This is a genomic window from Pseudomonas sp. 20P_3.2_Bac5, from assembly GCF_025466035.1.
GTDB lineage: Bacteria > Pseudomonadota > Gammaproteobacteria > Pseudomonadales > Pseudomonadaceae > Aquipseudomonas.
In genome coordinates this window covers 12,821-34,924 of the sequence record NZ_JANLOA010000021.1, presented here as the reverse complement: position 1 = coordinate 34,924, position 22,104 = coordinate 12,821, and the positions used below count along the sequence as shown (strand labels likewise).

Genomic DNA, 22,104 nt, shown 5'->3' with positions numbered 1-22,104 from the left:
TCACTCAGCGCGTCACGGTCCGCATCGTCACAAACTCTTCCGCCGCCGTCGGGTGCACACCAATGGTGTCGTCAAACTGTTGCTTGGTCGCCCCGGCCTTGAGGGCGATGCCCAGGCCCTGGACGATCTCGCCGGCCTCCGGCCCGACCATATGGCAACCCAGCACGCGGTCAGTTTCGGCATCGACCACCAGCTTCATCAAGGTCTTTTCCTGCACGTCGGTCAGGGTCAGCTTCATCGGCCGGAAACGGCTTTCGAAGATCTTCACCTGGTGTCCGGCTTCCAGTGCCTGCTCCTCGGTCAGGCCGACGGTGCCGATCGGCGGCTGGCTGAACACGGCGGTCGGGATGTTGCGGTAGTCCACCGGGCGGTATTCCTCCGGTTTGAACAGCCGCCGCGCCACCGCCATGCCTTCGGCCAGCGCGACCGGGGTCAACTGCACGCGGCCGATCACGTCACCAATGGCCAGGATCGACGGCTCGTCGGTCTGGAATTCATCGTTGACCCGCACGAAGCCGCGCTCGTCCAGTTGCACCTCGGTGTTTTCCAGGCCGAGGTTGTCCAGCATCGGCCGGCGCCCGGTGGCGTAGAACACGCAGTCGGTAATCAGCTCGCGGCCATCCTTGAGGGTCGCCTTGAGGCTGCCATCCGGCTGCTGGTCGATGCGCTGGATGTCGGCGTTGAACTGCAGGTCGAGGCCGCGCTTCTCCAGTTCTTCCTTGAGGTGGGTGCGCACCGAGCCGTCGAAACCGCGCAGGAACAGGTCGCCGCGGTAGAGCAAGGTGGTGTCGGCGCCCAGGCCCTGGAAAATGCCGGCGAACTCGACGGCGATATAGCCACCGCCCACCACCAGCACGCGCTTGGGCAGGTCTTTGAGGAAGAAGGCTTCGTTGGAACTGATCGCCAGTTCGCGGCCGGGGATGTCCGGCACCTGCGGCCAGCCGCCGGTGGCGATGAGGATGTGGCCGGCGCTGTAGCGCTTGCCTTCGACTTCCACTTCATGCGGCCCGGTGATCCGCGCATGACCTTCGAGCAAGGTCACGCCACTGTTGACCAGCAGGTTGCGGTAGATGCCATTGAGCCGCGCAATTTCGCGATTCTTGTTGGCGATCAGTTGCGACCAGTCGAACTGTGCATCTTCCAGCGACCAGCCGAACCCCGAGGCCTGCTCGAAGTCGTCGGCGAAATGCGCGCCGTACACCATCAGCTTTTTCGGCACGCAGCCGACGTTGACGCAGGTACCGCCCAGGTAGCGGCTTTCGGCAACCGCCACTTTCGCCCCGTAGCCCGCGGCAAAACGCGAGGCCCGTACACCGCCGGAACCGGCGCCAATCACAAACAGATCAAAATCGTAGGCCATATCAGTCTCCTCGGCAGTTCGCCAGCATAACGCCGGCGATGGCCATAAACAAAAAAGCCACCCGAAGGTGGCTTTTTTCGTACAGGCGAGCGCTACCGGATCAGTAGGCTTTGCCAGTCTTGTAGAAGTTCTCGAAGCAGAAGTTGGTCGCGTCGATGTAGCCTTCGGCGCCACCGCAGTCGAAACGACGGCCTTTGAATTTATAGGCCATGACGCAACCGTTCTGCGCCTGCTTCATCAGTGCGTCGGTGATCTGGATTTCACCGCCCTTGCCCGGCTCGGTTTGTTCGATCAGGTCGAAGATGTCCGGGGTCAGGATGTAGCGACCGATGATCGCCAGGTTCGACGGCGCGTCTTCCGGCTTCGGCTTCTCGACCATGCTGTGCACACGGTAGATGTCGTCGCGGATCATTTCGCCGGCGATCACGCCGTACTTGTGGGTTTCCTGCGGATCGACTTCCTGGATGGCGACGATCGAGCAGCGGAACTGCTTGTACAGCTTGACCATCTGGGTCAGCACGCCATCGTTATCGAGGTTGACGCACAGGTCGTCCGCCAGGACCACGGCGAACGGCTCGTCACCGATCAGCGGGCGGCCGGTCAGGATGGCGTGGCCCAGGCCTTTCATTTCGGTCTGACGGGTGTAGGAGAAGGAGCACTCGTCCAGCAGACGACGGATGCCGACCAGGTATTTTTCCTTGTCGGTGCCCTTGATCTGGTTTTCCAGCTCGTAGCTGATGTCGAAGTGGTCTTCCAGGGCGCGCTTGCCGCGGCCGGTAACGATGGAGATTTCAGTCAGGCCGGCTTCGAGGGCTTCCTCGACGCCGTACTGGATCAGTGGCTTGTTTACCACCGGCAGCATTTCCTTGGGCATGGCTTTGGTGGCTGGCAGGAAGCGAGTGCCGTAGCCGGCTGCCGGGAACAAGCATTTCTTGATCATATAAGTCCTTAACGAAGGGCTGTGCGTGCGAAATTCGGCGCAGTCTAATCAGGCGGCGAGCACCTTACAATGCCCCACCCGACGGCAACCGTTGCCATCATAGAGAAAACCGGCGGGAGATAGTTCCCGCACGCTGCAAATATTGCTCCGACGCCTGTAATCCGGCGCCTGACGCTGACAGAAAGACGCCGCTTCCAGTGTCGGAAGCGGCGCCCTGGCCATCATTGTGCGACCGCCTCGGCGGTCGCGTCGGTCACTTCCCGGTGCCCTGCCCGATCAGCACGCCCTCGACGGTCTGGCCGTAGAGGTTGACGCCATCATTGGCATGGAACTTGAGCCGGGTTTTCTCCACCGAACCCTCGACCAGACGCGGGTCCTGCGGGCGTTCATGCTTGTTGATGTAGGCCGCCACGTCCCAGGCCTGCTGATCGCTCAGGCTGCCCGGCTTGCCCAGCGGCATGTTGTACTTGATGAAGGATGCCGCCGTATTGATCCGGTGCATGCCTGCGCCCCAATTGTAGGAGTCTTTTCCCCACAAGGGCGGCATCACGTAGTCATTGGCGATTTTCTGCCCCTCACCCTGATCGCCGTGGCAAATGGAACATTGCTCCTTGTAGAGCTTCTCGCCACGCGCGATGTCGTAGCCCTGGGCCGGCTGCGCCACATCCGGGTAGCCGCGGCCAGGAGGCTCGACACCGATCGGCGCCTTGGTCGACAGCCAGTACGAATACACCGACAACGCCGTGATCTCCTTGCTGTCAGCCGCGGGCGCCTTGCCGTTCATGCTGAACTGGAAGCAGCCCTGGATACGCTCGGCGTAGGTGTTGACCTTGTCGTTTTTCTTGCGATAGGCCGGGTACATCGGGTACGCGCCCCACAACGGTGCCGAGTGCGCCATGCGGCCTTGATCCAGGTGGCAGTTGCTGCACTTCATGCCATTGCCGACGTAGTCCGGGGCCAGGCGCTTGGTGTCAACGAACAGCGCATAACCGTCGCGGACCATCTTGCCGAAGGCGTTGTCAGGCAGTTCGCTTTGTGCGGGAGGAACGAAGAATGGCGTCTTGCTTGCCGCCGGCACTTTCAGTTGCGACTGGTCTTCCATGGCAACCTGCGCGGCATGAGCCGAACCCAGCGAGAGGGCCAGTGCGGAAAAAATGAATGCTTTCATGGCTTGACCCCCTGTCCGCCGGCGAAATAGTCGGCGATGGCCTTGATCTCTTCATCGGTCATGGCCTTGGCCACGCCGACCATCAACTGGTTGGGATCGTTGTGTCGGCTGCCATCGCGCCAGGCGTTGAGCTGCGCGGTCAGGTAAGCCGCCGGCTGGTGTGACAGCGGCGGGAAGTGCTCGCCGACACCGACACCGCCCGGGCCATGGCATTGCACGCAACCGGGGATCTGCCGGTCCCAGTCGCCGTACAGCGCCAGTTGTTCCACCGGGCTGCTGGCCATCTGCTGACGGCGCACCTCCGGTGTTGCCGGTGCCGGCATGGCCGCCAGGGACTTGCTCACGGCGGCGATTTCTTCGTCGGCGAGGGCCTTGGCCAGCGGTTCCATGATCGGGTTCTTGCGGGTGCCGTCGCGGAAGTCCTGCAACTGCTTGCTCAGGTAACCGGCCGGCAAGCCCGCCAATCGCGGAAAGCCGGCGGCTGCCATGCCCAGGCCATCCGGGCCGTGACAGCTCTGGCAGGCCATGGCAGCGGGGTTCTGGCCTCCTTGGGTAAAGACTTTCTGGCCCTGGTCGGCATGGGCTGCCGGGAGGGAAAACAACAACAGGCTACTGATCAGGATTCGATCCAGTGGAATCATCACGGAGCTCCATCTTCTGGTTATATGCTTAGACTTAAAAAATATAAGCCTATGGATAGTAGGTCTATCCTTTCGCCACTACAACGGCGAAATGCACCGAAAAGGAGCATCCAGCTCAGTGAATCGATTAATCAGCAGGGATGAAAACGACCCGTTGAAGCGCGGGGTACAGGGACTCAGCCAGAAATGCAGCGCGTCGCCGCGTTCTTTACATCGGAAAGGCGCAGGGGGAAGTTGTTCAAGCGCTCGTGCAGCTTGATGCCGCTGCCGCTGGAGCGTTCGCTGATGTCCAACACCGCCGCGGGCGATTCAGACAATTTCTGCGGCACGATCACCCGGATCGAATTCTTGTCGCGGGTCACTTGCAGCGGACCGCGGCTGTCCTTGAGCCTTTCCTGCACGCACAGCAGATAGTGCTCTGGCGACTTGCCGGAAATCACATCCAGGGTTTCAGGGCTCTGTTCCAACTCGGCCACACTGGCACATCCGGTCAGCGTCAACGCCAAGGCAGGTACAAACCATTTCATTGAATCCCATCTCCCAAATAAAAACACTTCGACCACTATTAGGCCGTTTTGCTCCCTGCATTGACAGTTTTCTCATCAAGACTGTGATGAAGTCCTACATTCGGCTGACATCTGTTATCGTTTCGCACTGCCGAAATATCCCCTTGCGGAGCCGTAACATGAAATTCGTACACCAGCGCGAACACCTGAATGAAGACGATATTGTCGTCATCGAATGTTCCCAGCGCTGCAATATCCGTCTGATGAACGACGCCAACTTTCGCAGTTTCAAGAATGGCGGCCGACACACCTATCATGGCGGCGCTTTCGACCATTTCCCGGCGAAAATCACGGTGCCCAGTACCGGTTTCTGGAATATCACCCTCGATACCGTCAGCCCTCGGGCAATTTCGGTAACGCGCAAACCGACGTTCACCTACAAGATCAAGTTCATTCGCCGCTCGTCGTCGCAACTGAGATAAGTCCCATGACCGCAACCATCAAATACGTCATCAAGTACAAGCTCGACGGCGAACGCCGCTGGGACTTCGCCCAGTTGCCGGACAACTCGCAGGAACAGGCGCTGGAAGCGCTGCGCAAAATCCACGGCGACGACGCCGACAAGATCACCGAGATCCAGGTCAGCAAGGCACTCTGATACCCGCCGAACGCAGCAAGGAGAACACAGACGATGAGCCAATGGCCGGACCGCCGCATTGTTGATCTGCTCGGCATCGAGCTGCCGATCCTGCAAGCGCCCATGGCCGGTGCCACCGGTTCGGCCATGGCGATTGCCGTGAGCAATGCCGGTGGCCTGGGTGCCCTGCCGTGCGCCATGCTCAGCGCCGAGCAGATCCGCCAGGAGCTGGAGGCGTTCAGCCAGGCCAGCCGGGGTCCGATCAATGTGAACTTCTTCTGCCACACCCCGCCGCAAGCCGATGCCGAAAAGGCCGAGCGCTGGAAACAGGCGCTCAAGCCTTACTACGACGAAGTCGGCGCTGATTTCACTGCGCCGACGCCGGTCTCCAGCCGCGCGCCCTTCGACGAAGCCGCCTGCGCGCTGGTCGAGCAGTTCAAGCCCGCGGTGGTCAGCTTTCACTTCGGCCTGCCCGAGCCGCGCCTTCTGGCGCGGGTCAAGGCCAGCGGCGCCAAGGTGTTGTCCAGCGCCACCACCGTCGCCGAGGCGCTGTGGCTGGAGCAACACGGCTGCGACGCGATCATCGCCATGGGCTTCGAGGCCGGCGGCCATCGCGGGATGTTTCTCAGCGATGACCTGAACAGCCAGGTCGGCACCCTGGCCCTCGTCCCGCAGATTGCCGACGCGGTGCGCCTGCCGGTGATCGCCGCCGGCGGGATCGGTGATGCCCGCGGGATCGCTGCGGCGTTCACCCTGGGCGCCTCGGCGGTGCAACTGGGCACTGCGTACCTGTTCTGCCCCGAGGCGAAGATTTCCCCGGCCCACCGCCGCGCGCTGCACACCGCGCAGGAAAGCGACACGGCGCTGACCAACCTGTTTACCGGCCGCCCGGCCCGCGGCATCAGCACGCGGATCATGCGCGAACTGGGCCCGATCAACGCCCTCGCCCCGGCCTTCCCCCTCGCAGGCGGTGCACTGGCGCCGATTCGCGCGATCAGCGAACCGCAAGGCAACAGCGACTTCAGTAACCTTTGGTCCGGTCAGGCGCTGCGTCTTGGCGTCGAACTGCCCGCCGAACAATTGACCCGCAAACTGGCGGACGAAGCTCTCGCATTGATTGGTCGCTAAAAACAGGACTTTCCGTATACAAGACAATCGCTATATATTCGCCTATATAGCGATTGGCCTTTACTCACCCACGGAGCTGTTTCATGCGTAAGTGTGCACCTCGTCTTGCCCTGACTACTTTGTTCGCCTTCATGACCCTCAACAGCGCCTGGGCCGATGACGTCCAGGTCGCCGTCGCGGCGAACTTCACCGCGCCGATCCAGGCGATTGCCAAGGACTTCGAAAAAGACACCGGCCACAAACTGGTTGCCGCCTACGGCGCTACCGGACAGTTCTACGCGCAGATCAAGAACGGCGCGCCGTTCGAAGTCTTCCTCGCCGCCGACGACAGCACCCCGGCCAAGCTGGAAAGCGAAGGCGCCACCGTCAAGGGCTCGCGTTTCACCTACGCGGTCGGAACCCTGGCGCTGTGGTCGGCCAAGGAAGGCTATGTCGATGACAAAGGCGCCGTGCTCAAGGCCAACCAGTTCAAGCACCTCTCCATCGCCAACCCGAAAGCCGCACCATACGGCCTGGCCGCCACCCAGGTGCTGGACAAGCTGAAACTGACCGAAGCCACCAAGGCCAAGATCGTCGAAGGCCAGAACATCACCCAGGCGTTCCAGTTCGTTTCCACCGGCAACGCCGAGCTGGGCTTCGTCGCGCTGTCGCAGATCTACCAGGACGGAAAGGTCACCAGCGGTTCGGCCTGGATCGTTCCGTCCGAGCTGCATGACCCGATCCGCCAGGACGCGGTGATCCTCGAGAAAGGCAAGGACAACCCGGCCGCCAAGGCACTGGTTGATTACCTGAAAGGTCCGAAAGCCGCTGCGGTCATCAAATCCTACGGCTACGAACTCTGATGCCACTGGACGCCAGCGACCTCGGCGCAATCTGGCTGACGCTCAAGCTGGCGTCGTTGACGACCCTGATCCTGCTGCTGATCGGTACGCCGATCGCCTGGTGGCTGGCCCGCACCCGCTCCTGGCTGCGTGGCCCGGTGGGTGCGGTGGTGGCATTGCCGCTGGTGCTGCCGCCGACGGTGATCGGTTTCTACCTGCTGCTGACCCTCGGCCCTCACGGGCTGGTCGGCCAGACCACCGAGGCCCTGGGCCTGGGCACGGTCGTCTTCAGCTTCACCGGGCTGGTGATCGGCTCGGTGGTCTATTCCATGCCCTTTGTGGTGCAGCCGTTGCAGAACGCCTTCACCGCCATCGGCGACCGTCCGCTGGAAGTGGCCGCGACCCTGCGCGCCAGTCCGTGGGACACATTTTTCAGCGTGGTGCTGCCGCTGGCCAAGCCCGGCTTCATCACTGCCAGCATCCTCGGCTTCGCCCATACCGTCGGCGAGTTCGGCGTGGTGCTGATGATTGGCGGCAACATTCCCGACAAGACCCGGGTGGTCTCGGTACAGATCTACGACCACGTCGAAGCCATGGAATACGCCCAGGCCCATTGGCTGGCGGGGGCAATGTTGGTGTTCTCGTTTCTGGTGCTGTTGGCGCTGTATGGCAGCCGCGGCGGCAAATCGGCCTGGAGCTGAATGATGGTTGCAATGATCCAAGCCCGGCTGAAAGTGGCCCGCGACGACTTCACCCTGGATGTCGACCTCAGCCTGCCAGGCCAGGGCGTCAGCGCGCTGTTCGGCGCCTCCGGCTCCGGCAAGACCACCTGCCTGCGTTGCCTGGCCGGGCTGGAGCGTGCCGAAGATGCCTACATCGAGGTCGGCGGCACGGTCTGGCAAGACTCCCGCAACAACGTCTTCGTCCCACCGCACCAACGCCCGATCGGCTACGTGTTCCAGGAAGCGAGCCTGTTCAGCCACCTTTCGGTGCGCGACAACCTCGAGTTCGGCTGGCGCCGCATCGACCCGGCCACGCGGCGGATCAGCCTGCAACAGGCTTGCGAACTGCTGGGTATCGACCACTTGCTGGCGCGCAAGCCCGATACCCTCTCCGGCGGCGAGCGCCAGCGTGTCGGCATCGCCCGGGCCTTGCTCACCAGCCCGCGGTTGCTGCTGATGGACGAGCCGCTGGCGGCGCTCGATGCCCCACGCAAGCGCGAGATCCTGCCGTACCTGGAGCGCCTGCATGACGAGCTGCAGATTCCGCTGATTTACGTCAGCCATGCTCAGGAAGAAGTCGCCCGCCTCGCCGATCATCTGGTGCTGCTGGAACAGGGCAAGGTCCTGGCCAGCGGGCCGATCAACCAGACCCTCGCCCGCCTCGACCTGCCGCTGGCACAAGATGACGACGCCGGGGTGATCATCGAAGGCCGTACCGGCGCCTACGACGCCGCCTACCAACTCCTCGACCTGCACCTGCCCGACAGCCAACTGCGCCTGCGCATCCCGCACACACCGCTGCCGCCAGGGTCTTCATTGCGAATCAAGGTCCAGGCGCGCGACATTAGCCTGAGCCTCGCCGAAGACACCCAATCGAGCATCATCAATCGCCTGCCGGTGACCCTTCGCGCCCTCAGCCACCTCGGCAACCCGGCGCAGGTACTGGTCAGCCTGGACGCTGCAGGCCATCCGCTGCTGGCGCGGGTCACGCGGTTTTCCAGCGATCAGTTGGGGCTGCACGAAGGCCAGCAGTTGTGGGCGCAAATCAAGGGTGTGGCGTTGCTGGGTCACAGCGCCTGAAAATGTTGCGGCGCTATTGCGGAGAAAGAGTGCGCAGCAATCAAGAATCAATCTCATTTGTTGAACTTCTTAATACCCCCACAAATTGAACGCTAAATGTCGAAAGTTTCTCTTTTTATAAGAGAAATTTCCCATATGCGTTCAACACCCCTATGCTTGCCGGGTGGAAAATCTCGCGTCGCGAAATTCCCACCTGCCCAGTCGACGCCCAACCTAAAAAAGACACTCGCAAATATTTTATTCGGGGAATTAATTTTCAACGAATGCGTCTTTAATGAAGGGAAAGAGGGAAGCGTCTCCCAGCGCCCCCGTCCTCTGTGGGTACCGCCTGCGAGGCATTTCAAGTTACCAAGGAGAAATACATGCTGATACTCACCCGCAAGGTTGGCGAAAGCATCGTCATCGACGATGACATCAAAGTCACCATTCTAGGTGTCAAGGGGATGCAAGTGAGGATCGGCATCGATGCACCGAAACACGTTCAGGTGCACCGTGAAGAGATCTACAAACGCATTCAGGCCGGCAGCCCGGCGCCGGAAAAAGGAGAAGACCATTCATAAGCTGTTTGCATGAATCGAGTCGCACGGATGCGCTTGGTCCCGCCTCGCCGGTCCTGCGGATTGAACTGAGGGGTTTCATCCCCCAGGTGGCCGGACGAGCCCCTGAACCATGTCAATCAGCGTTTCAGGATCGAAGGGTTTATCCAGCACACCGTCGAACAATTCGGGACTCTTGCGAGCGATATCGCTCTGTGCGCCACTCATGAGAATGATGGGCATGCCTTTGTATTGTGGGTCGGCGCGTAGTTTTCGGGCGAGTTCTTCGCCATTCATCACCGGCATCATCCAGTCTGTGATCAGCAGTTCGACCCGTGTTTTTTGCAGCACTTCGAGTGCCTTCGCACCGTTGGCGGCTTTCTCGACCTGAAAGCCCGCATCCTCCAGCACAAAGCCGAGGATGTCGGAAATGATGTATTCGTCGTCGACCACCAGAATTGTGCTCATGATTTCAGACCGCGGCCCTCAGGACCGTTCCAGTGGCTGCGCCGTGCCGGACAGCACTGCGGTTGCCTCGTTGAACGCCTCATGCAGCTCCACCCCTCCTGCACCAATCACCACTTCCAATAGCGCCGGGTCGTAACGGCTGTCGCGCACTTTCAAGATCGACAGCACCCGCTTTAGCTCCGAGCCCAGCTCAACGAAGCGCATCAACAGCAGGTTGTCGACGATGCTCGATAGCTCCGGCGCCGGGGCGTTGATTTCCGAGCCGAAGATGTCGCGCATTTCCCAGGTGGCCAGCACCGTCACGTCGCGGGCCCGCAGTTCGCCCATCAGGGCGCGGAAGAATTCGTTCAAGCGCTCCGGCCGGGTCGCCAGCCGGGCGAAGGCGCCAAGGTTATCGATCAGCACCCGCTTGATGCCCTGCTCGCTGACCTGGCGCAACAAGCGTGCACCAACATCATCCAGCAGGCCTTCAGTGGTCGGCTGCCAGGCAATCTGCAAGGCGCCGTCGCGTTCCATCGCCGCGAAGTCCAGGCCCAGGGCCGCCGCTTTCATCCGCAAGCGCGGCGCCGGCTCATAGAATCCGAAATGCAGCCCAGGCGCCTCTGGTGTGGCGGCGCCGAGAAAACTCAGCCCGAGCGAGGTCTTGCCGCTGCCCGACGGGCCCATTGCCAAAGTCACCGAGCCTTGCGCCAGACCGCCAAGCAACAACCGGTCGAGGCACGCCACGCCGCTGCCGACACGCTTGAAGGTCTCGCTGCCCATGCCTGAGGGGCGAGCGTACAGCGCTTCCAGCCGCGGATAGACCTGCAGGCCATCGCCAGTGATCTCGCACTCATGCAGCCCCGACAGCGCGCCACTGCCTCGGGTTTTTCGCAATTGGATGCGGCGCACCGCACGGGCACCATGCAGGTCTTCACCCAGCTCGATCACGCCATCGACCATGGTGTGCTCGGGACTGTCGTCCTCCAGGTGGCTGCTGGTCAGCAACAGCAATGTGCAGCCGGCGAAGGCCGCGTGGGCCTGCAGCTCGGAGATGAATTTCTTGGTGTCGAGCACGGTCTCGGCCCGCGAGCGGGCGTTGAGCAGGCCATCGACGATCAATAACGAAGCGCCCTGGCGAGCAATCTCGCCGCGCAGCACGCGCACCACGGCTTCGAGGCCGTCCTGATCGAGGGTGTCGAACGCACTGATGAACTGGATCTGGTCGCCGATCCTGGTTGCGTCGAAAAACGACAAGGTCGACAGGTACTGGAACAGCCGCTCGTGGGACTCGCTCAACAAGGTCGCGACCAACACCCGGCCACCATGACGGACATGGTTGAACGCCAACTGGTTGGCCAGCACCGTCTTGCCGGAGCCGGGACGGCCCTGGACGATATAGGCAGAACCCGCGATCAGGCCGCCCTTGAGCAGGTCATCGAGGCCTCTGATACCTGTCGCTACACGCTGGAGCTGTTCCACGGCGCATTGCCCTCCCCGTTGTCCGAAAGCGGCAGGCACAAGGTCATACAGGTGCCCTGTCCCGGCTCACTGTCGACCCAGATGCCGCCATTGCTCTGCTTGGCAAATCCATACGCCTGGCTCAGGCCCAGGCCTGTGCCCTGGCCGAAGCCCTTGGTGGTGAAGAACGGTTCGAAAATCCGCGGCAATACCTCTGCGGGAATCCCCTTGCCGGAATCGATGACACTGATCAAGGCGAACGGCCCATTAAGGTTTTCGCGTTCGCCCAGCAACACCTGATTGCGCGCCCACAGGCGAATCTCGCCACCGTCCTCTATGGCATCCCGGGCATTGAGCACCAGGTTGAGCAACACCATCTGCAACTGACCGGCATCCACTTCCACCGGCAGCAGGTCCTCGTCGCACTGCACGTGCAGTTCGATGCCTTTGGGCAGCGCCTGGTACAACAGCGCGCGGATCGCCTCAATCACCTCGGGCAAATTGACGCTCACCACCTCCAGCGCCTTGCGGCGGGCGAAGCTGAGCAATTGCTGGGTCATCTGGCTGCCGCGTTGCCCGGCATCGAGCACATGCTCAAGCAACCGCTGGGTGCGTTGCGGGTCCTGGCTGTTCATGGCGAGCTTCGCCGAGCTGATGATGATGGTCAGCAGGTTGTTGAAATCGTGGGCCATGCCCCCGGTCAACTGGCCGAGCGCTTCGAGCTTCTGCGACTGGAACAGTTGCGCGCGCATCGCATCCAGTTGCAGGGCGGCTTCGCGGCGGTCGGTAATGTCGCGGGTGATCTTCGCCAGGCCGATCACTTCGCCTTCAGGCGAGCGCACCACATCCAGCGCCACCAACGCCCAGAACTGCGTGCCGTCCTTGCGCACGCGCCAGCCTTCATCCTGGGAACCGCCGCTGCTCAAGGCTTTGTTCAAGAGGAACAGCGGACGGCCATCGGCACAATCCTGCTCGGTGAAAAACAACGAGAAATGCTGGCCAATGACTTCCTCGGCACGGTAGCCCTTGATGCGCTCGGCCCCCGCGTTCCAGGAAATGATGTAGCCGTTGAGGTCCATCATGTAGATGGCGTAGTCGACCACGGTCTGTACAAGCTGTTCGTACAGACTGGTGTGCATGCTGTGCAGGTCCAGTCGCTCGGATGGAGCCATTGCTGAGTCCGCTGATGATGAGTGAAGTGTAGCTACAGCATACGCTGAGGATGACTCTTAGTGAGCCGTATTCCTACATCCATGCTCATCAACTCCTACATGCACTCCTGCACCGACCATGAACAGGGCCTGCAATCACTGCGCTGGATCAAGGTATAGCGCCATTGACTGCACACTGCCTCCTGAGAATGCCGGCAAGTTGCTATAGTCGCTAGGTCCGGCAGGTACAACAGACAAGCGGTCGAGGAAGGGATCTTGGTAATAAACACGCGCATGCAACGTATTCATGATGATCTGGAGCACACGGCCGACGGGATGGAACGCCTGGCGAAAGGGTTGGCTGGGCACGCTGTCTACCTGCAAAACTCGGTCCACGCCGCCGACGCGGTCGAGGTCAACGAACGGGTCAGCGGCCTGACCGCCTCGATCAACGAACTGCGCGCCGTAGCCAGCGCCATCGAACCCAGCTGACCCGCCCGGCATGCTGCCAGAACACCCCGCAGGCCAGCGCAGACCCCACGCCCTGCGCTTGTACCGACTGCGCGGCCGGGTCGGGCTGTTCTTCGTCGGCGGCCTTTCGGTACTGGCCGGCATGACCGACGCCATTGGCTTCCTGGCCAGCGGCGACTTCGTCTCCTTCATGAGCGGCAACACCACCCGCCTGGCCGTGGCATTCAGCGACGGCCAGTTCGATCTGGTTGCACGCCTGGCGCTGCTCATTGCCACCTTCGTGATCGGCAACGCACTGGGCGTCATGATCGCCCGCTCCAGCCGCAAGCGCGCCTGGCCGTTGCTGGCGCTGACCGCCCTGCTGCTGCTCGCCGCCGCGTTGTGCGGCAAACAGTTGGAACTGCTGGCGATGCTGGCGGCGATCCTGTCCATGGGCATGCTCAATGCCGCGGTCGAAGAAGTGAACGGCCTGCCCATCGGCCTGACCTACGTCACCGGCGCCCTGTCGCGCTTCGGTCGCGGCCTCGGCCGTTGGCTGATGGGCGAGCGACGCCCTGGCTGGCGCATGCAGTTGGTGCCGTGGAGCGGGATGCTGTTCGGCGCGGTGCTCGGCGGCTGGCTGGAACACCACCTGGGTTTTGCCGCACTATTGGCCAGCAGCGTCCTGGCAGCCATGCTCGGACTGGCCTCGATGATGATTCCCAGGCGGTGGGTGCAACGTTACATGGCGCGGTGAGTATTCGTCTTACCCGTTGACGCGAATATAACGATGAGTTATAAAGCGCGCTTGATTTGAGAGACCTCGTGAATCTCGATCAACCTGCGAGTGTGGTGGAATTGGTATACACAGCAGACTTAAAATCTGTCGGCGTGAGCCTTGCGGGTTCGAGTCCCGCCACTCGCACCACCTCTCGAGAAAAGCGCCTTCATGGCGCTTTTTTCATATCTGCCAATCACTTGGCTGTCCCTCTGCAACAAATCCTGAAAAACGCGGTCATACCTGCGCCATCGAATACCGCCCCCGCGGTTAGAGGAAATGACCGTGCTGACCCGTCTTGCTCAACTGTCCCTGCTGGCCGCGATCCTGGTTTCCGCCGGCTGCGCCCATCATCACCACCATGACCGTAACGACGGCTGGCGTGGCGACCGTGACCAGCACCGCTGGCAGGATGACCGCCGCGATCGCCGCTACGACGACCGCTATGACCATCGCCGCGATGATCGCCGCTACCGTGACGACGACTGACCGGCTGCCTTCCACTTTTTCCTGACTGCCCCCACTGCCAGAGGTTTCGACCATGCGTTTTTCACTGCCTACCCTCGCTCTAGGTATCTTGATGTCCCAGGCGGCACTGGCCGGTGACGGCACCACCGCGATCGGCGGCGGCCTTGGCGGCGCGCTTGGCAATGTCGTCGGTCAACAGATCGGTGGCAGCACCGGCGCGGCCATTGGCGCCGGCCTGGGTGGCGCAGCCGGCAGCGCCGTCGGCGCGAAGAAGGGCAACCGCACCGAAGCGGCCCTGGGCGGCGGACTGGGCTCGGCGGGCGGCTCGCTGATCGGCGGCAAACTGGGCGGCTCGACCGGCTCTACCGTTGGCGCGGGCCTGGGCGGCGCAGCCGGTGGTGCGCTGGGCAACCACCTGGCAGATGACAACCGTGATACCGGCAAGCGCAAGCACAAGCGTCGTCATCGGCACCGTTGAGTCGGACGAATCGCTCGCTCCTACAAATTGTAGTGCCCCCGTAGGAGCGAGCTTGCTCGCGATCCGCCACTGTCCCACTTTGAAACACCCCCTCGCCCACCCTGCAAATTTGCACATTGCACCGGCTTTTATGTGAATTCTGCTCTCATAAACGCGCGCCTATACTCGGCCCAACCCCCGGTTTCCTGACCAGGCGGGACCGACAACAACAATCAAGGCACGCCCCTCATGAACTCAGAACGCCACGCCTTTCTTGCCGCCCGTGATTTCCTGCTCGCCCACCGTACCGACTACGAAACCGCCGTACGGGATTTCCGCTGGCCCAGGCTGGAGCGCTTCAACTGGGCGCTGGATTACTTCGATCACATGGCCAGCGACAACCCGGCCCCAGCCCTGTGGATCGTCGAGGAAGACGGCAGCGAACGCCGCTACAGCTTTCATGAGATGGCGCAACGCTCCAACCGTGTGGCGAACCACTTGCGCGCCCTTGGCGTGAAGCGCGGCGAGCGCATTCTGATGATGCTCGGCAACGACATCGCCCTGTGGGAAAGCATGCTCGCCGCCTTCAAGCTCGGCGCCGTGGTGATCCCCGCCACCGCCCTGCTGACTGCGGAAGACCTGCGCGACCGCATCGAACGCGGCAACGTTCGCCACTTGATCGTCGGCGCCGCCAACCTGGAAAAATTCGCCGGCATCGGTGGCGACTTCACCCGTATCAGCGTCGGCACCCAGTCGGACGGCTGGGTGCCCCACGCCGACGCCGAGCACCACAGCGCCGCGTTCATCGAGGAAGGCGTGACCCGCGCCACCGACCCGATGCTGCTGTACTTCACGTCAGGCACCACGTCGAAGCCGAAAATGGTCCTGCACAGCCACCAGAGCTATCCGGTGGGGCACCTGTCCACCCTCTATTGGATCGGCCTGCAACCCGGCGACCTGCACTTGAACATTTCGTCTCCCGGCTGGGCCAAGCACGCCTGGAGTTGTTTCTTCGCGCCGTGGAACGCCGGCGCCTGCGTGTTCATCCACAACAACCCGCGCTTCAATGCCATCTCGCTGCTGCAGGTGCTGGAGCGCTACGGCATCACCAGCCTGTGCGCGCCGCCCACGGTCTGGCGGATGCTGATCCAGGAAGACCTCGCCGCCTACCGTGGCCGCCTGCGCCTGCGGGAACTGGTCGGCGCCGGCGAGCCGCTCAACCCGGAAATCATCGAGCAAGTGCAGCACGCCTGGGGCCTCGACCTGCGCGACGGCTTCGGCCAGACGGAAACCACCGCGCTGGTAGGCAACACCCCCGGCCAGGTCCTCAAGCCCGGGTCGATGGGTCGCCCGCTGCCCGGCTATCAAGTCAGCCTGCTCGATCCCGACGGCCTGCCCGGCAACGAAGGCGAAGTCGCCCTGCCGCTGGCGATACGGCCGCTGGGCCTGATGCTCGGCTACGAAGACAGCCCGGAGAAAACCGCCGAGGTCATGCGCGACGGCTACTACCGCACCGGCGACACCGCGCAGATCGATGCCGACGGCTACATCACCTTCGTCGGGCGCGCCGATGATGTGTTCAAGGCCTCGGACTACCGCATCAGCCCCTTCGAACTGGAAAGCGCGCTGATCGAACACCCGGCGGTGATGGAAGTGGCGGTGGTGCCCAGCCATGACCCGGTGCGCCTGGCGGTGCCCAAGGCGTTTCTGATCCTGGCCCACGACCAGGTGGGCAGCGCGGAGCTGGCGCACAGCATCCTCGCCTTCGCCCGCGAACACCTGGCGCCGTACAAGCGCGTGCGGCGCATCGAGTTCGTCACCGAGTTGCCCAAGACCATCTCCGGCAAGATCCGCCGGGTCGAACTGCGGCAGATGGAAGTGCAGCGCCGGCAAGGCGACAGCCGCGGTGAACACGAGCATTTCGAGGAAGATTTCCCGCAACTCAAGGGTTGATGCTACGCCGGCCCTTTCGCGACGGCTCGTCGCGAAAGGGCCAATCCTCAAGCGCCCTGCTCCATCTCCTTCATCTTCCGGTACAAGGTCGCCCGCCCGATCCCCAGTCGCCGTGCGGCGGCGGACAGGTTGCCGTTGCACGCGGCGATCGCCGTGCGAATCGCCCGCTGCCCGGACGCCTGCAAGGTGTCGCCCGGCCCCCTCTCGACATCGACGTCCAGCGTCTCGCGAATCGGCTCCGGCGCAAACCGCAGCACCTCATCCGGCAGGTGCTGCAAACCGATCCGCCCGTCCTCATCGGCCAGTGCCACGGCCAGGCGCAGCGCCTGGTGCAGTTGGCGAATATTGCCCGGCCAGGCGTACGCCAGCAGCGCGCGCAAGGCCGGCATGTCCAGCACCGGGGGCGTTGACCCGGCCGACTCGCTGAGCAACAGGTGCTGGATCAGTTGCGCCAGATCGCTGCGCTCGCGCAGCGCCGGCAGGCTGACCCGCAGACCGTTGACGCGGTAGTAGAGGTCTTCGCGAAAGCCCTGTTCCTGGGCGAGCTGAAGCAGGTCGCGGTGGGTCGCGCAGATCAGCGCGAAGTCCACCTTCACCACGCTGTTGCTGCCCAGCCGGCTGAGGTTGCGTTCCTGCAGCACCCGCAGCAGCCGCCCCTGCAACTCCAGCGGCATATCACCGATTTCATCGAGGAACAGCGTGCCGCCATCGGCCAGTTCGATCTTGCCCGAGGCGCCGCCCTTGCGACTGCCGGTGAACGCCCCTTCGACATAACCGAACAGCTCCGACTCGATCAGGCTGGCCGGAATGGACGAGCAGTTGATCGCCACGAACGGACCCGCGGCGCGGCTGCCGCCGTCATGCAACAGGCGGGCGAAGACTTCCTTGCCGGTGCCGGTCTCGCCATTGATCAACACTGGGATATTGCGGGCAAAGGCTTTGCGCGCGCGCTCGAGTGCCGCGCTGACCGTCGGGTCTTCCAGGCAGGGCCCATGCGCGGCTGGCTCGCGCCGCTCGGCGGTGACCGGCGGGAGCGCTGGCCGTCGCGACTGCACCGAGGCGTTGCCCGGCGCGGCGGTCAGGCACGCGTTGAACAGAGCGCCGCAATGGGTTTGCAACCGGAACGGAACACTGAGGTCGTAGCGCCGATAACACAGGGCATGGGCAAACGGCATGTCGAACAGCTCGCTGAAGTCCATGCCCGGTTTGAGCCCCGGCGGCTGGAAAAGCTGGTGGGCGATCCGGTTCGCGCCCTTGAGCTGCCCGGCCTGATCGAACGCCAGCAGCCCTTCCATGGGCGTGCCGAGAATATCCAGGCGACCGTGCAAGTGCACCAGCAGCACGCTGCCCAACTGGCTGAACAAGCGACGCTCGATGGCCCGCGCGGCAATCACCAGCGACTCCAGGGTATACAGCGAGGTTTCCACGCCTTTGCGGCTGGCATCCAGCACCCCGACGATGCCGCCGTCGACGCCAAAGATCGGCGTGGCCATGCAGGTGAAGGCGCGCGCTTCCTCCAGATAATGCTCGGAGCCGGCGATGATCACCGACTCCTGCTCGGCCAGCGCGCAGCTCGGCGCCGTGGTGCCCACCAGGGTTTCCAGAAACTGCGCGCCCTGGCGGAACACCTGATTCAATTCCTGGCTGGCACCGTTGGACTTGCCCATCGAACTCAGCACCACGCCGTCCAGATCGATGCAGGCCAGCACCCAGTCCCGCGGCGCGAGCGAAGCATGCAACTGCTCCATCTCCGGCCGCGCGGCCTCCAGCAACGAGCCGCCGTAATCGCGCAGATGGTCAGGGCGTACCGCCACCGGCGCGTCGAACAACACCCGGTCGCGGGTGCGGATCCCGTAGCGCTGCGAACGCTCCCAGGAACGCTCGACCAGTTGCGAACCAAAAGCACGGTTGCGCGCTTCGATCGCGGTAATGACGTTCACTTCACGCTGGGCAGAAAAAGGGTCATCGGGCTTGTTCATTACATTGCCTCGAAACGGCTGTCTCAGTCCGGTACAGCCTCACTCAAGACAACTGCCTCATCATGAGACAGTGCGGTGAAAGCGCGTTTCGGAAAGTCTCAAGCCGCACATTGATCTTGTTATAAACCGTTGATCTTGAATGGATTTCCATCCATTCAAAATAACTGGCACAGGTTCTGCTCAAGCCTTCTTCGTCTCCGGCCCGCCATGCGCTTCAACGGCCGGGATACACCACTCGATCATAAACAAAAACAATAAAGGTGATGTCATGACGAAGAGCGTTGATACGCGCCTCGCCACTGTCTTCAACACACGGAAACTGGCCAGGATTGTCGGAGTGTCTACCGCGCTTGGCCTGGCGACGGCAATAGTACCTTCGGCCCGGGCCGTGGATGTGGACGCCGGCGACTACACCGCCATGCCCGCCGGCACCAACCTCGGCCTGGTGTACTACCAGCACGCAGAGCGCAAATCGCTGTACGCCGACGGCCACAAAGCGCCGCTGGATGCACGGCTGGATTCGGATGTGGGCATCCTGCGGGGCGTGCACTTCATGCAGCTTGGCGACTACATCATCGACCCGCAGTTTCTCCTGCCGTTCGGCAGCCTCCGGGGCAAGGACGACACCAAGTCGCTGGGCGACGACAGCGGCATCGGCGACCTGATCCTCGCGTCCACCGTCTGGCTGGTGAACGAACCGGCCAAGCGCCGCTACTTCGGTATTACGCCCTATGTCTATGTCCCGACCGGCAGCTACGACAACGATCACGCGCTCAACCTCGGCGAGAACCGCTGGAAGTACACCCTGCAGGCCGGCTACATCCAGGGCCTGACCGACAAGCTCACCCTCGACCTGGTCGCCGACGTGACCTTCTTCGGCAAGAACGACGAATACGGCCCGGCCAAGGCCACCCTGAAGCAGTCCGAGCTTTTCCAGGGCCAGGCATTCCTGCGTTACAACTTCACCGATGCCTTCGACGTGCGCCTGGGCGTTTCCCGGCTCTGGGGCGGCGAAACCAAGGTCGACGGCCTGCGCCAGGACGACGAGCCGGACACCAGCAAATTCAGCGTCGGCGCCTCTTACTTCGTCACCCCGGGCACCCAGTTGCTGGTCAACTACGGGCAGGACATGTCCGTGGAAAACGGCTTCAAGGAAGACAACCGCCTCAACCTGCGCATCCTGCAGGTTTTCTGATGTCCCGCCGATCCGTCGCGGATCGGCCATTGCTCCGCACAAGAACGAATAATCAAGGAGTCATGCCTACATGAACCGTTTGCAGTCCTCGCGTCACCGCCGAACCTGCCTTGCCACCGCCGTGCTGCTGTGCCTGATGGGCCCCATCGCCGTCTCGGCCCCCGTCAACCAGGCGGCCATCGTCGCCAGCAACACCGATGGCAACGAGTGGCTGAGCCACGGCCGCACCTATGACGAAACTCGCTACAGCCCGCTGAAACAGCTCACCGAACAGAACGTCAAGGACCTCGGCCTGGCCTGGTCCATCGACCTGGACAACCATCGCGGCCTCGAAGCCACGCCGCTGTTCCACGACGGCGTGCTCTACGCCTCGCTGTCCTGGAGCCGCGCCATTGCCGTGGATGTCGCCACCGGCAAAGTGCTCTGGACCTTCGACCCCGAACTCGACCGCGGCAAGGCCCGCGACGCCTGTTGCGACGCGGTCAACCGCGGCGTCGCCCTGTGGAACGGCAAGGTCTACATCGGCACCCTCGACGGCCGCCTGATCGCCGTCGACGCCAAGACCGGCAAGCAACTCTGGAGCCAGCAAACCACCGACAACAGCAAGCCGTACACCATCACCGGCGCCCCGCGCGTGGTGAAGGGCAAGGTCATCATCGGCAACGGCGGCGCCGAATATGGCGTGCGCGGCTACTTCTCGGCCTATGACGCCGAGACCGGCAAGATGGCCTGGCGCTTCTACACCGTGCCGGGCGACCCCAACCAGCCCTACGAACACCCCGAGCTGATCGACGCGGCCAAGACCTGGAAAGGCGATCAATACTGGAAAGGCGGCGGTGGCGGCACGGTGTGGGACGGCATGGCCTACGACCCGGAGCTGGACCTGCTCTACGTCGGCACCGGCAACGGTTCGCCGTGGAACCGCGAGATCCGCAGCCCCGGCGGCGGCGACAACCTGTACCTGTCGTCGATCCTCGCCGTGCACCCGGACACCGGCAAACTGGCCTGGCACTACCAGGTCACCCCCGGCGATAGCTGGGATTTCACCGCCACCCAGCAACTGAGCCTGGCGACCCTGGAACTCGACGGCAAGCCGCGCAAAGTCATCATGCAGGCGCCGAAAAACGGCTTCTTCTACATTCTCGACCGCAAGACCGGCGAGCTGCTCTCCGCAGAGAAATTCGGCAAGGTCACCTGGGCCGAGAAGGTCGACCTGAAAACCGGTCGCCCCGTCGAAGCCCCCGGCGTGCGCTACGAAGACAAGCCCATCGTGATGTGGCCGAGCCCGTTCGGCGCGCACAACTGGCACTCCATGTCCTACAACCCTGACACCGGACTGGTCTATATCCCCTATCAGGAAATTCCCGGCGTCTACCGCAACGAATCGAAGGAATTCGTCAGACGCAAGGCCTTCAACACCGGCGCCGGCTTCTCCGACGGCGAGGAAGTGCCACGCGAGGTGGTGTCCGGCGCGTTGCTCGCCTGGGACCCGGTCAAACAGAAAGAAGCCTGGCGCGTGCCCTACCCGCACTACTGGAACGGCGGCACCCTGACCACCGCCGGCAACCTGGTGTTCCAGGGCACCGCCGCCGGCAACCTGATCGCCTACTCGGCGGACAAGGGCCAGCAACTGTGGTCGTTCGACGCCCAGACCGGCCTGGTCGCCGCGCCCATCACCTACAGCTTCCAGGGCGAGCAATACGTGGCGATCATGGCCGGCTGGGGCGGTGTCGCCCCGCTGATCGGCGGTGACGCGGCCAAGGCGCCGGGGGTCGGCAACATCAGTCGCCTGCTGGTGTTCAAGCTCGGCGGCAAGGCCTCGCTGCCGGCGTTGCCGGAAAAACCGGCCGTCGCCGCCGCCCGCGTGCCCGAGGCGGTCCACGCCAGCGCCGCCGACCTGAGCACCGGCAAACAGCTCTATGGCGCCTACTGCTCGGTGTGCCACGGCGTTGGCGCGCAGAGCGGCGGCCTGATCCCCGATCTGCGCAAGACCGACGAAAGCCGCCGCGCCATGTTCCAGCAGATCGTCCGCGAAGGCGTCCTGCGCCCGCTCGGCATGCCGGCCTTCGGCGACAGCCTCAGTGCCGACGACGTCGAGAAGATCAAGGCCTACGTCATGAACCGCGAATACCTCGACTACCAGAAACAGCAGACCGCCGCCGAGGTCGCTGCGCGGCCCCGTTCCCCGGATAAATCTCAAAAAGATTGAATTCGCCGAGAGGGGCC

Annotated in this window: 23 protein-coding genes and 1 tRNA gene; 15 read left to right on the top strand and 9 right to left on the bottom strand. The window is 63.0% G+C overall.

The window, feature by feature from the left end:
* Positions 1-4: 4 nt before the first annotated feature.
* The 5 genes from gorA to NTD88_RS03915 all read right to left on the bottom strand — a co-directional run bounded on the left by gorA (position 5) and on the right by NTD88_RS03915 (position 4,636).
* A complete protein-coding gene (gorA, locus tag NTD88_RS03935) occupies positions 5-1,360 on the bottom strand; it encodes a glutathione-disulfide reductase (RefSeq protein ID WP_262156025.1) in 1,356 nt (451 codons plus the stop codon).
* 100 nt (positions 1,361-1,460) lie between these two features.
* Positions 1,461-2,300 carry a UTP--glucose-1-phosphate uridylyltransferase GalU gene (galU, locus tag NTD88_RS03930; RefSeq protein ID WP_095153785.1) on the bottom strand — a complete coding sequence of 280 codons (840 nt, stop codon included), beginning with the start codon at positions 2,298-2,300 and terminating at the stop codon, positions 1,461-1,463.
* 253 nt (positions 2,301-2,553) lie between these two features.
* Entirely contained in the window at positions 2,554-3,468 is a 915-nt protein-coding gene (locus NTD88_RS03925) for a c-type cytochrome (RefSeq protein WP_095153786.1), read from the bottom strand.
* Complete coding sequence (locus NTD88_RS03920) at positions 3,465-4,109, bottom strand: c-type cytochrome (RefSeq protein ID WP_262130480.1); 645 nt, start codon at positions 4,107-4,109, stop codon at positions 3,465-3,467. The genes NTD88_RS03925 and NTD88_RS03920 overlap by 4 nt, the downstream gene beginning before the upstream one ends.
* 176 nt (positions 4,110-4,285) lie before the next feature.
* Positions 4,286-4,636 carry a hypothetical protein gene (locus tag NTD88_RS03915; RefSeq protein ID WP_095153788.1) on the bottom strand — a complete coding sequence of 117 codons (351 nt, stop codon included), beginning with the start codon at positions 4,634-4,636 and terminating at the stop codon, positions 4,286-4,288.
* A gap of 158 nt (positions 4,637-4,794) precedes the next feature.
* On the opposite strand from NTD88_RS03915, the gene NTD88_RS03910 reads away from it, so the two are divergent.
* From NTD88_RS03910 to csrA, 7 genes are all read left to right on the top strand, one after another.
* The gene (locus tag NTD88_RS03910; RefSeq protein ID WP_095153789.1) at positions 4,795-5,097 is read left to right on the top strand and encodes a DUF1883 domain-containing protein; all 303 of its coding nucleotides are present in this window, start codon (positions 4,795-4,797) and stop codon (positions 5,095-5,097) included.
* A 5-nt stretch (positions 5,098-5,102) separates the two neighbouring features.
* Positions 5,103-5,273 carry a hypothetical protein gene (locus NTD88_RS03905; RefSeq protein ID WP_262156026.1) on the top strand — a complete coding sequence of 57 codons (171 nt, stop codon included), beginning with the start codon at positions 5,103-5,105 and terminating at the stop codon, positions 5,271-5,273.
* A gap of 33 nt (positions 5,274-5,306) precedes the next feature.
* Entirely contained in the window at positions 5,307-6,380 is a 1,074-nt protein-coding gene (locus NTD88_RS03900) for an NAD(P)H-dependent flavin oxidoreductase (RefSeq protein WP_262156027.1), read from the top strand.
* 83 nt (positions 6,381-6,463) lie between these two features.
* A complete protein-coding gene (gene modA / locus NTD88_RS03895) occupies positions 6,464-7,222 on the top strand; it encodes a molybdate ABC transporter substrate-binding protein (protein WP_110970533.1) in 759 nt (252 codons plus the stop codon).
* Positions 7,222-7,902 (top strand): molybdate ABC transporter permease subunit, encoded by a 681-nt coding sequence (gene modB, locus NTD88_RS03890; protein WP_110970534.1) that lies wholly within the window; start codon positions 7,222-7,224, stop codon positions 7,900-7,902. The genes modA and modB overlap by 1 nt, the downstream gene beginning before the upstream one ends.
* Before the next feature lie 3 nt (positions 7,903-7,905).
* Positions 7,906-9,003, top strand: coding sequence for a molybdenum ABC transporter ATP-binding protein (gene modC / locus NTD88_RS03885; protein ID WP_262156028.1), 1,098 nt, complete (start codon positions 7,906-7,908; stop codon positions 9,001-9,003).
* A gap of 362 nt (positions 9,004-9,365) precedes the next feature.
* Positions 9,366-9,563 (top strand): carbon storage regulator CsrA, encoded by a 198-nt coding sequence (gene csrA / locus NTD88_RS03880; RefSeq protein ID WP_095153794.1) that lies wholly within the window; start codon positions 9,366-9,368, stop codon positions 9,561-9,563.
* A gap of 75 nt (positions 9,564-9,638) precedes the next feature.
* Here the strand turns inward: csrA and NTD88_RS03875 are convergent, their stop codons facing one another.
* From NTD88_RS03875 to NTD88_RS03865, 3 genes are read right to left on the bottom strand one after another with little or no spacing between them, the layout of a single operon-like run.
* Positions 9,639-10,007 (bottom strand): response regulator, encoded by a 369-nt coding sequence (locus tag NTD88_RS03875; protein ID WP_262156029.1) that lies wholly within the window; start codon positions 10,005-10,007, stop codon positions 9,639-9,641.
* An 18-nt stretch (positions 10,008-10,025) separates the two neighbouring features.
* On the bottom strand, positions 10,026-11,468 hold the full coding sequence (locus NTD88_RS03870) for an ATPase domain-containing protein (RefSeq protein ID WP_262156030.1): 1,443 nt from the start codon (positions 11,466-11,468) through the stop codon (positions 10,026-10,028).
* Positions 11,447-12,619, bottom strand: coding sequence for a two-component system sensor histidine kinase NtrB (locus NTD88_RS03865; RefSeq protein ID WP_262156031.1), 1,173 nt, complete (start codon positions 12,617-12,619; stop codon positions 11,447-11,449). Before NTD88_RS03865 ends, NTD88_RS03870 begins: the two co-directional genes overlap by 22 nt.
* Positions 12,620-12,892: 273 nt before the next feature.
* Between NTD88_RS03865 and NTD88_RS03860 the strand changes: the two genes are divergently transcribed.
* The 6 genes from NTD88_RS03860 to NTD88_RS03835 all read left to right on the top strand — a co-directional run bounded on the left by NTD88_RS03860 (position 12,893) and on the right by NTD88_RS03835 (position 16,704).
* Positions 12,893-13,090 (top strand): hypothetical protein, encoded by a 198-nt coding sequence (locus NTD88_RS03860; protein ID WP_175649985.1) that lies wholly within the window; start codon positions 12,893-12,895, stop codon positions 13,088-13,090.
* Between the two features lie 10 nt (positions 13,091-13,100).
* A complete protein-coding gene (locus tag NTD88_RS03855) occupies positions 13,101-13,805 on the top strand; it encodes a YoaK family protein (RefSeq protein ID WP_095153799.1) in 705 nt (234 codons plus the stop codon).
* Between the two features lie 86 nt (positions 13,806-13,891).
* Positions 13,892-13,976, top strand: a tRNA-Leu gene (locus NTD88_RS03850).
* Between the two features lie 129 nt (positions 13,977-14,105).
* A complete protein-coding gene (locus NTD88_RS03845) occupies positions 14,106-14,315 on the top strand; it encodes a hypothetical protein (RefSeq protein WP_371929269.1) in 210 nt (69 codons plus the stop codon).
* Between the two features lie 52 nt (positions 14,316-14,367).
* Positions 14,368-14,772, top strand: coding sequence for a bacteriocin (locus NTD88_RS03840; protein ID WP_095153800.1), 405 nt, complete (start codon positions 14,368-14,370; stop codon positions 14,770-14,772).
* Between the two features lie 228 nt (positions 14,773-15,000).
* Positions 15,001-16,704 (top strand): AMP-binding protein, encoded by a 1,704-nt coding sequence (locus NTD88_RS03835; protein ID WP_262153776.1) that lies wholly within the window; start codon positions 15,001-15,003, stop codon positions 16,702-16,704.
* 47 nt (positions 16,705-16,751) lie between these two features.
* Here NTD88_RS03835 and NTD88_RS03830 read toward each other — a convergent pair whose 3' ends face one another.
* A complete protein-coding gene (locus NTD88_RS03830) occupies positions 16,752-18,683 on the bottom strand; it encodes a sigma-54-dependent Fis family transcriptional regulator (protein ID WP_262153777.1) in 1,932 nt (643 codons plus the stop codon).
* Between the two features lie 337 nt (positions 18,684-19,020).
* On the opposite strand from NTD88_RS03830, the gene NTD88_RS03825 reads away from it, so the two are divergent.
* Together NTD88_RS03825 and NTD88_RS03820 are read left to right on the top strand one after the other, a co-directional pair.
* Positions 19,021-19,878 (top strand): transporter, encoded by an 858-nt coding sequence (locus tag NTD88_RS03825; RefSeq protein ID WP_262153778.1) that lies wholly within the window; start codon positions 19,021-19,023, stop codon positions 19,876-19,878.
* A gap of 70 nt (positions 19,879-19,948) precedes the next feature.
* Positions 19,949-22,087: a PQQ-dependent dehydrogenase, methanol/ethanol family gene (locus NTD88_RS03820; protein WP_262153779.1), complete on the top strand. Its 2,139-nt coding sequence runs from the start codon at positions 19,949-19,951 to the stop codon at positions 22,085-22,087.
* Positions 22,088-22,104 lie beyond the last annotated feature (17 nt).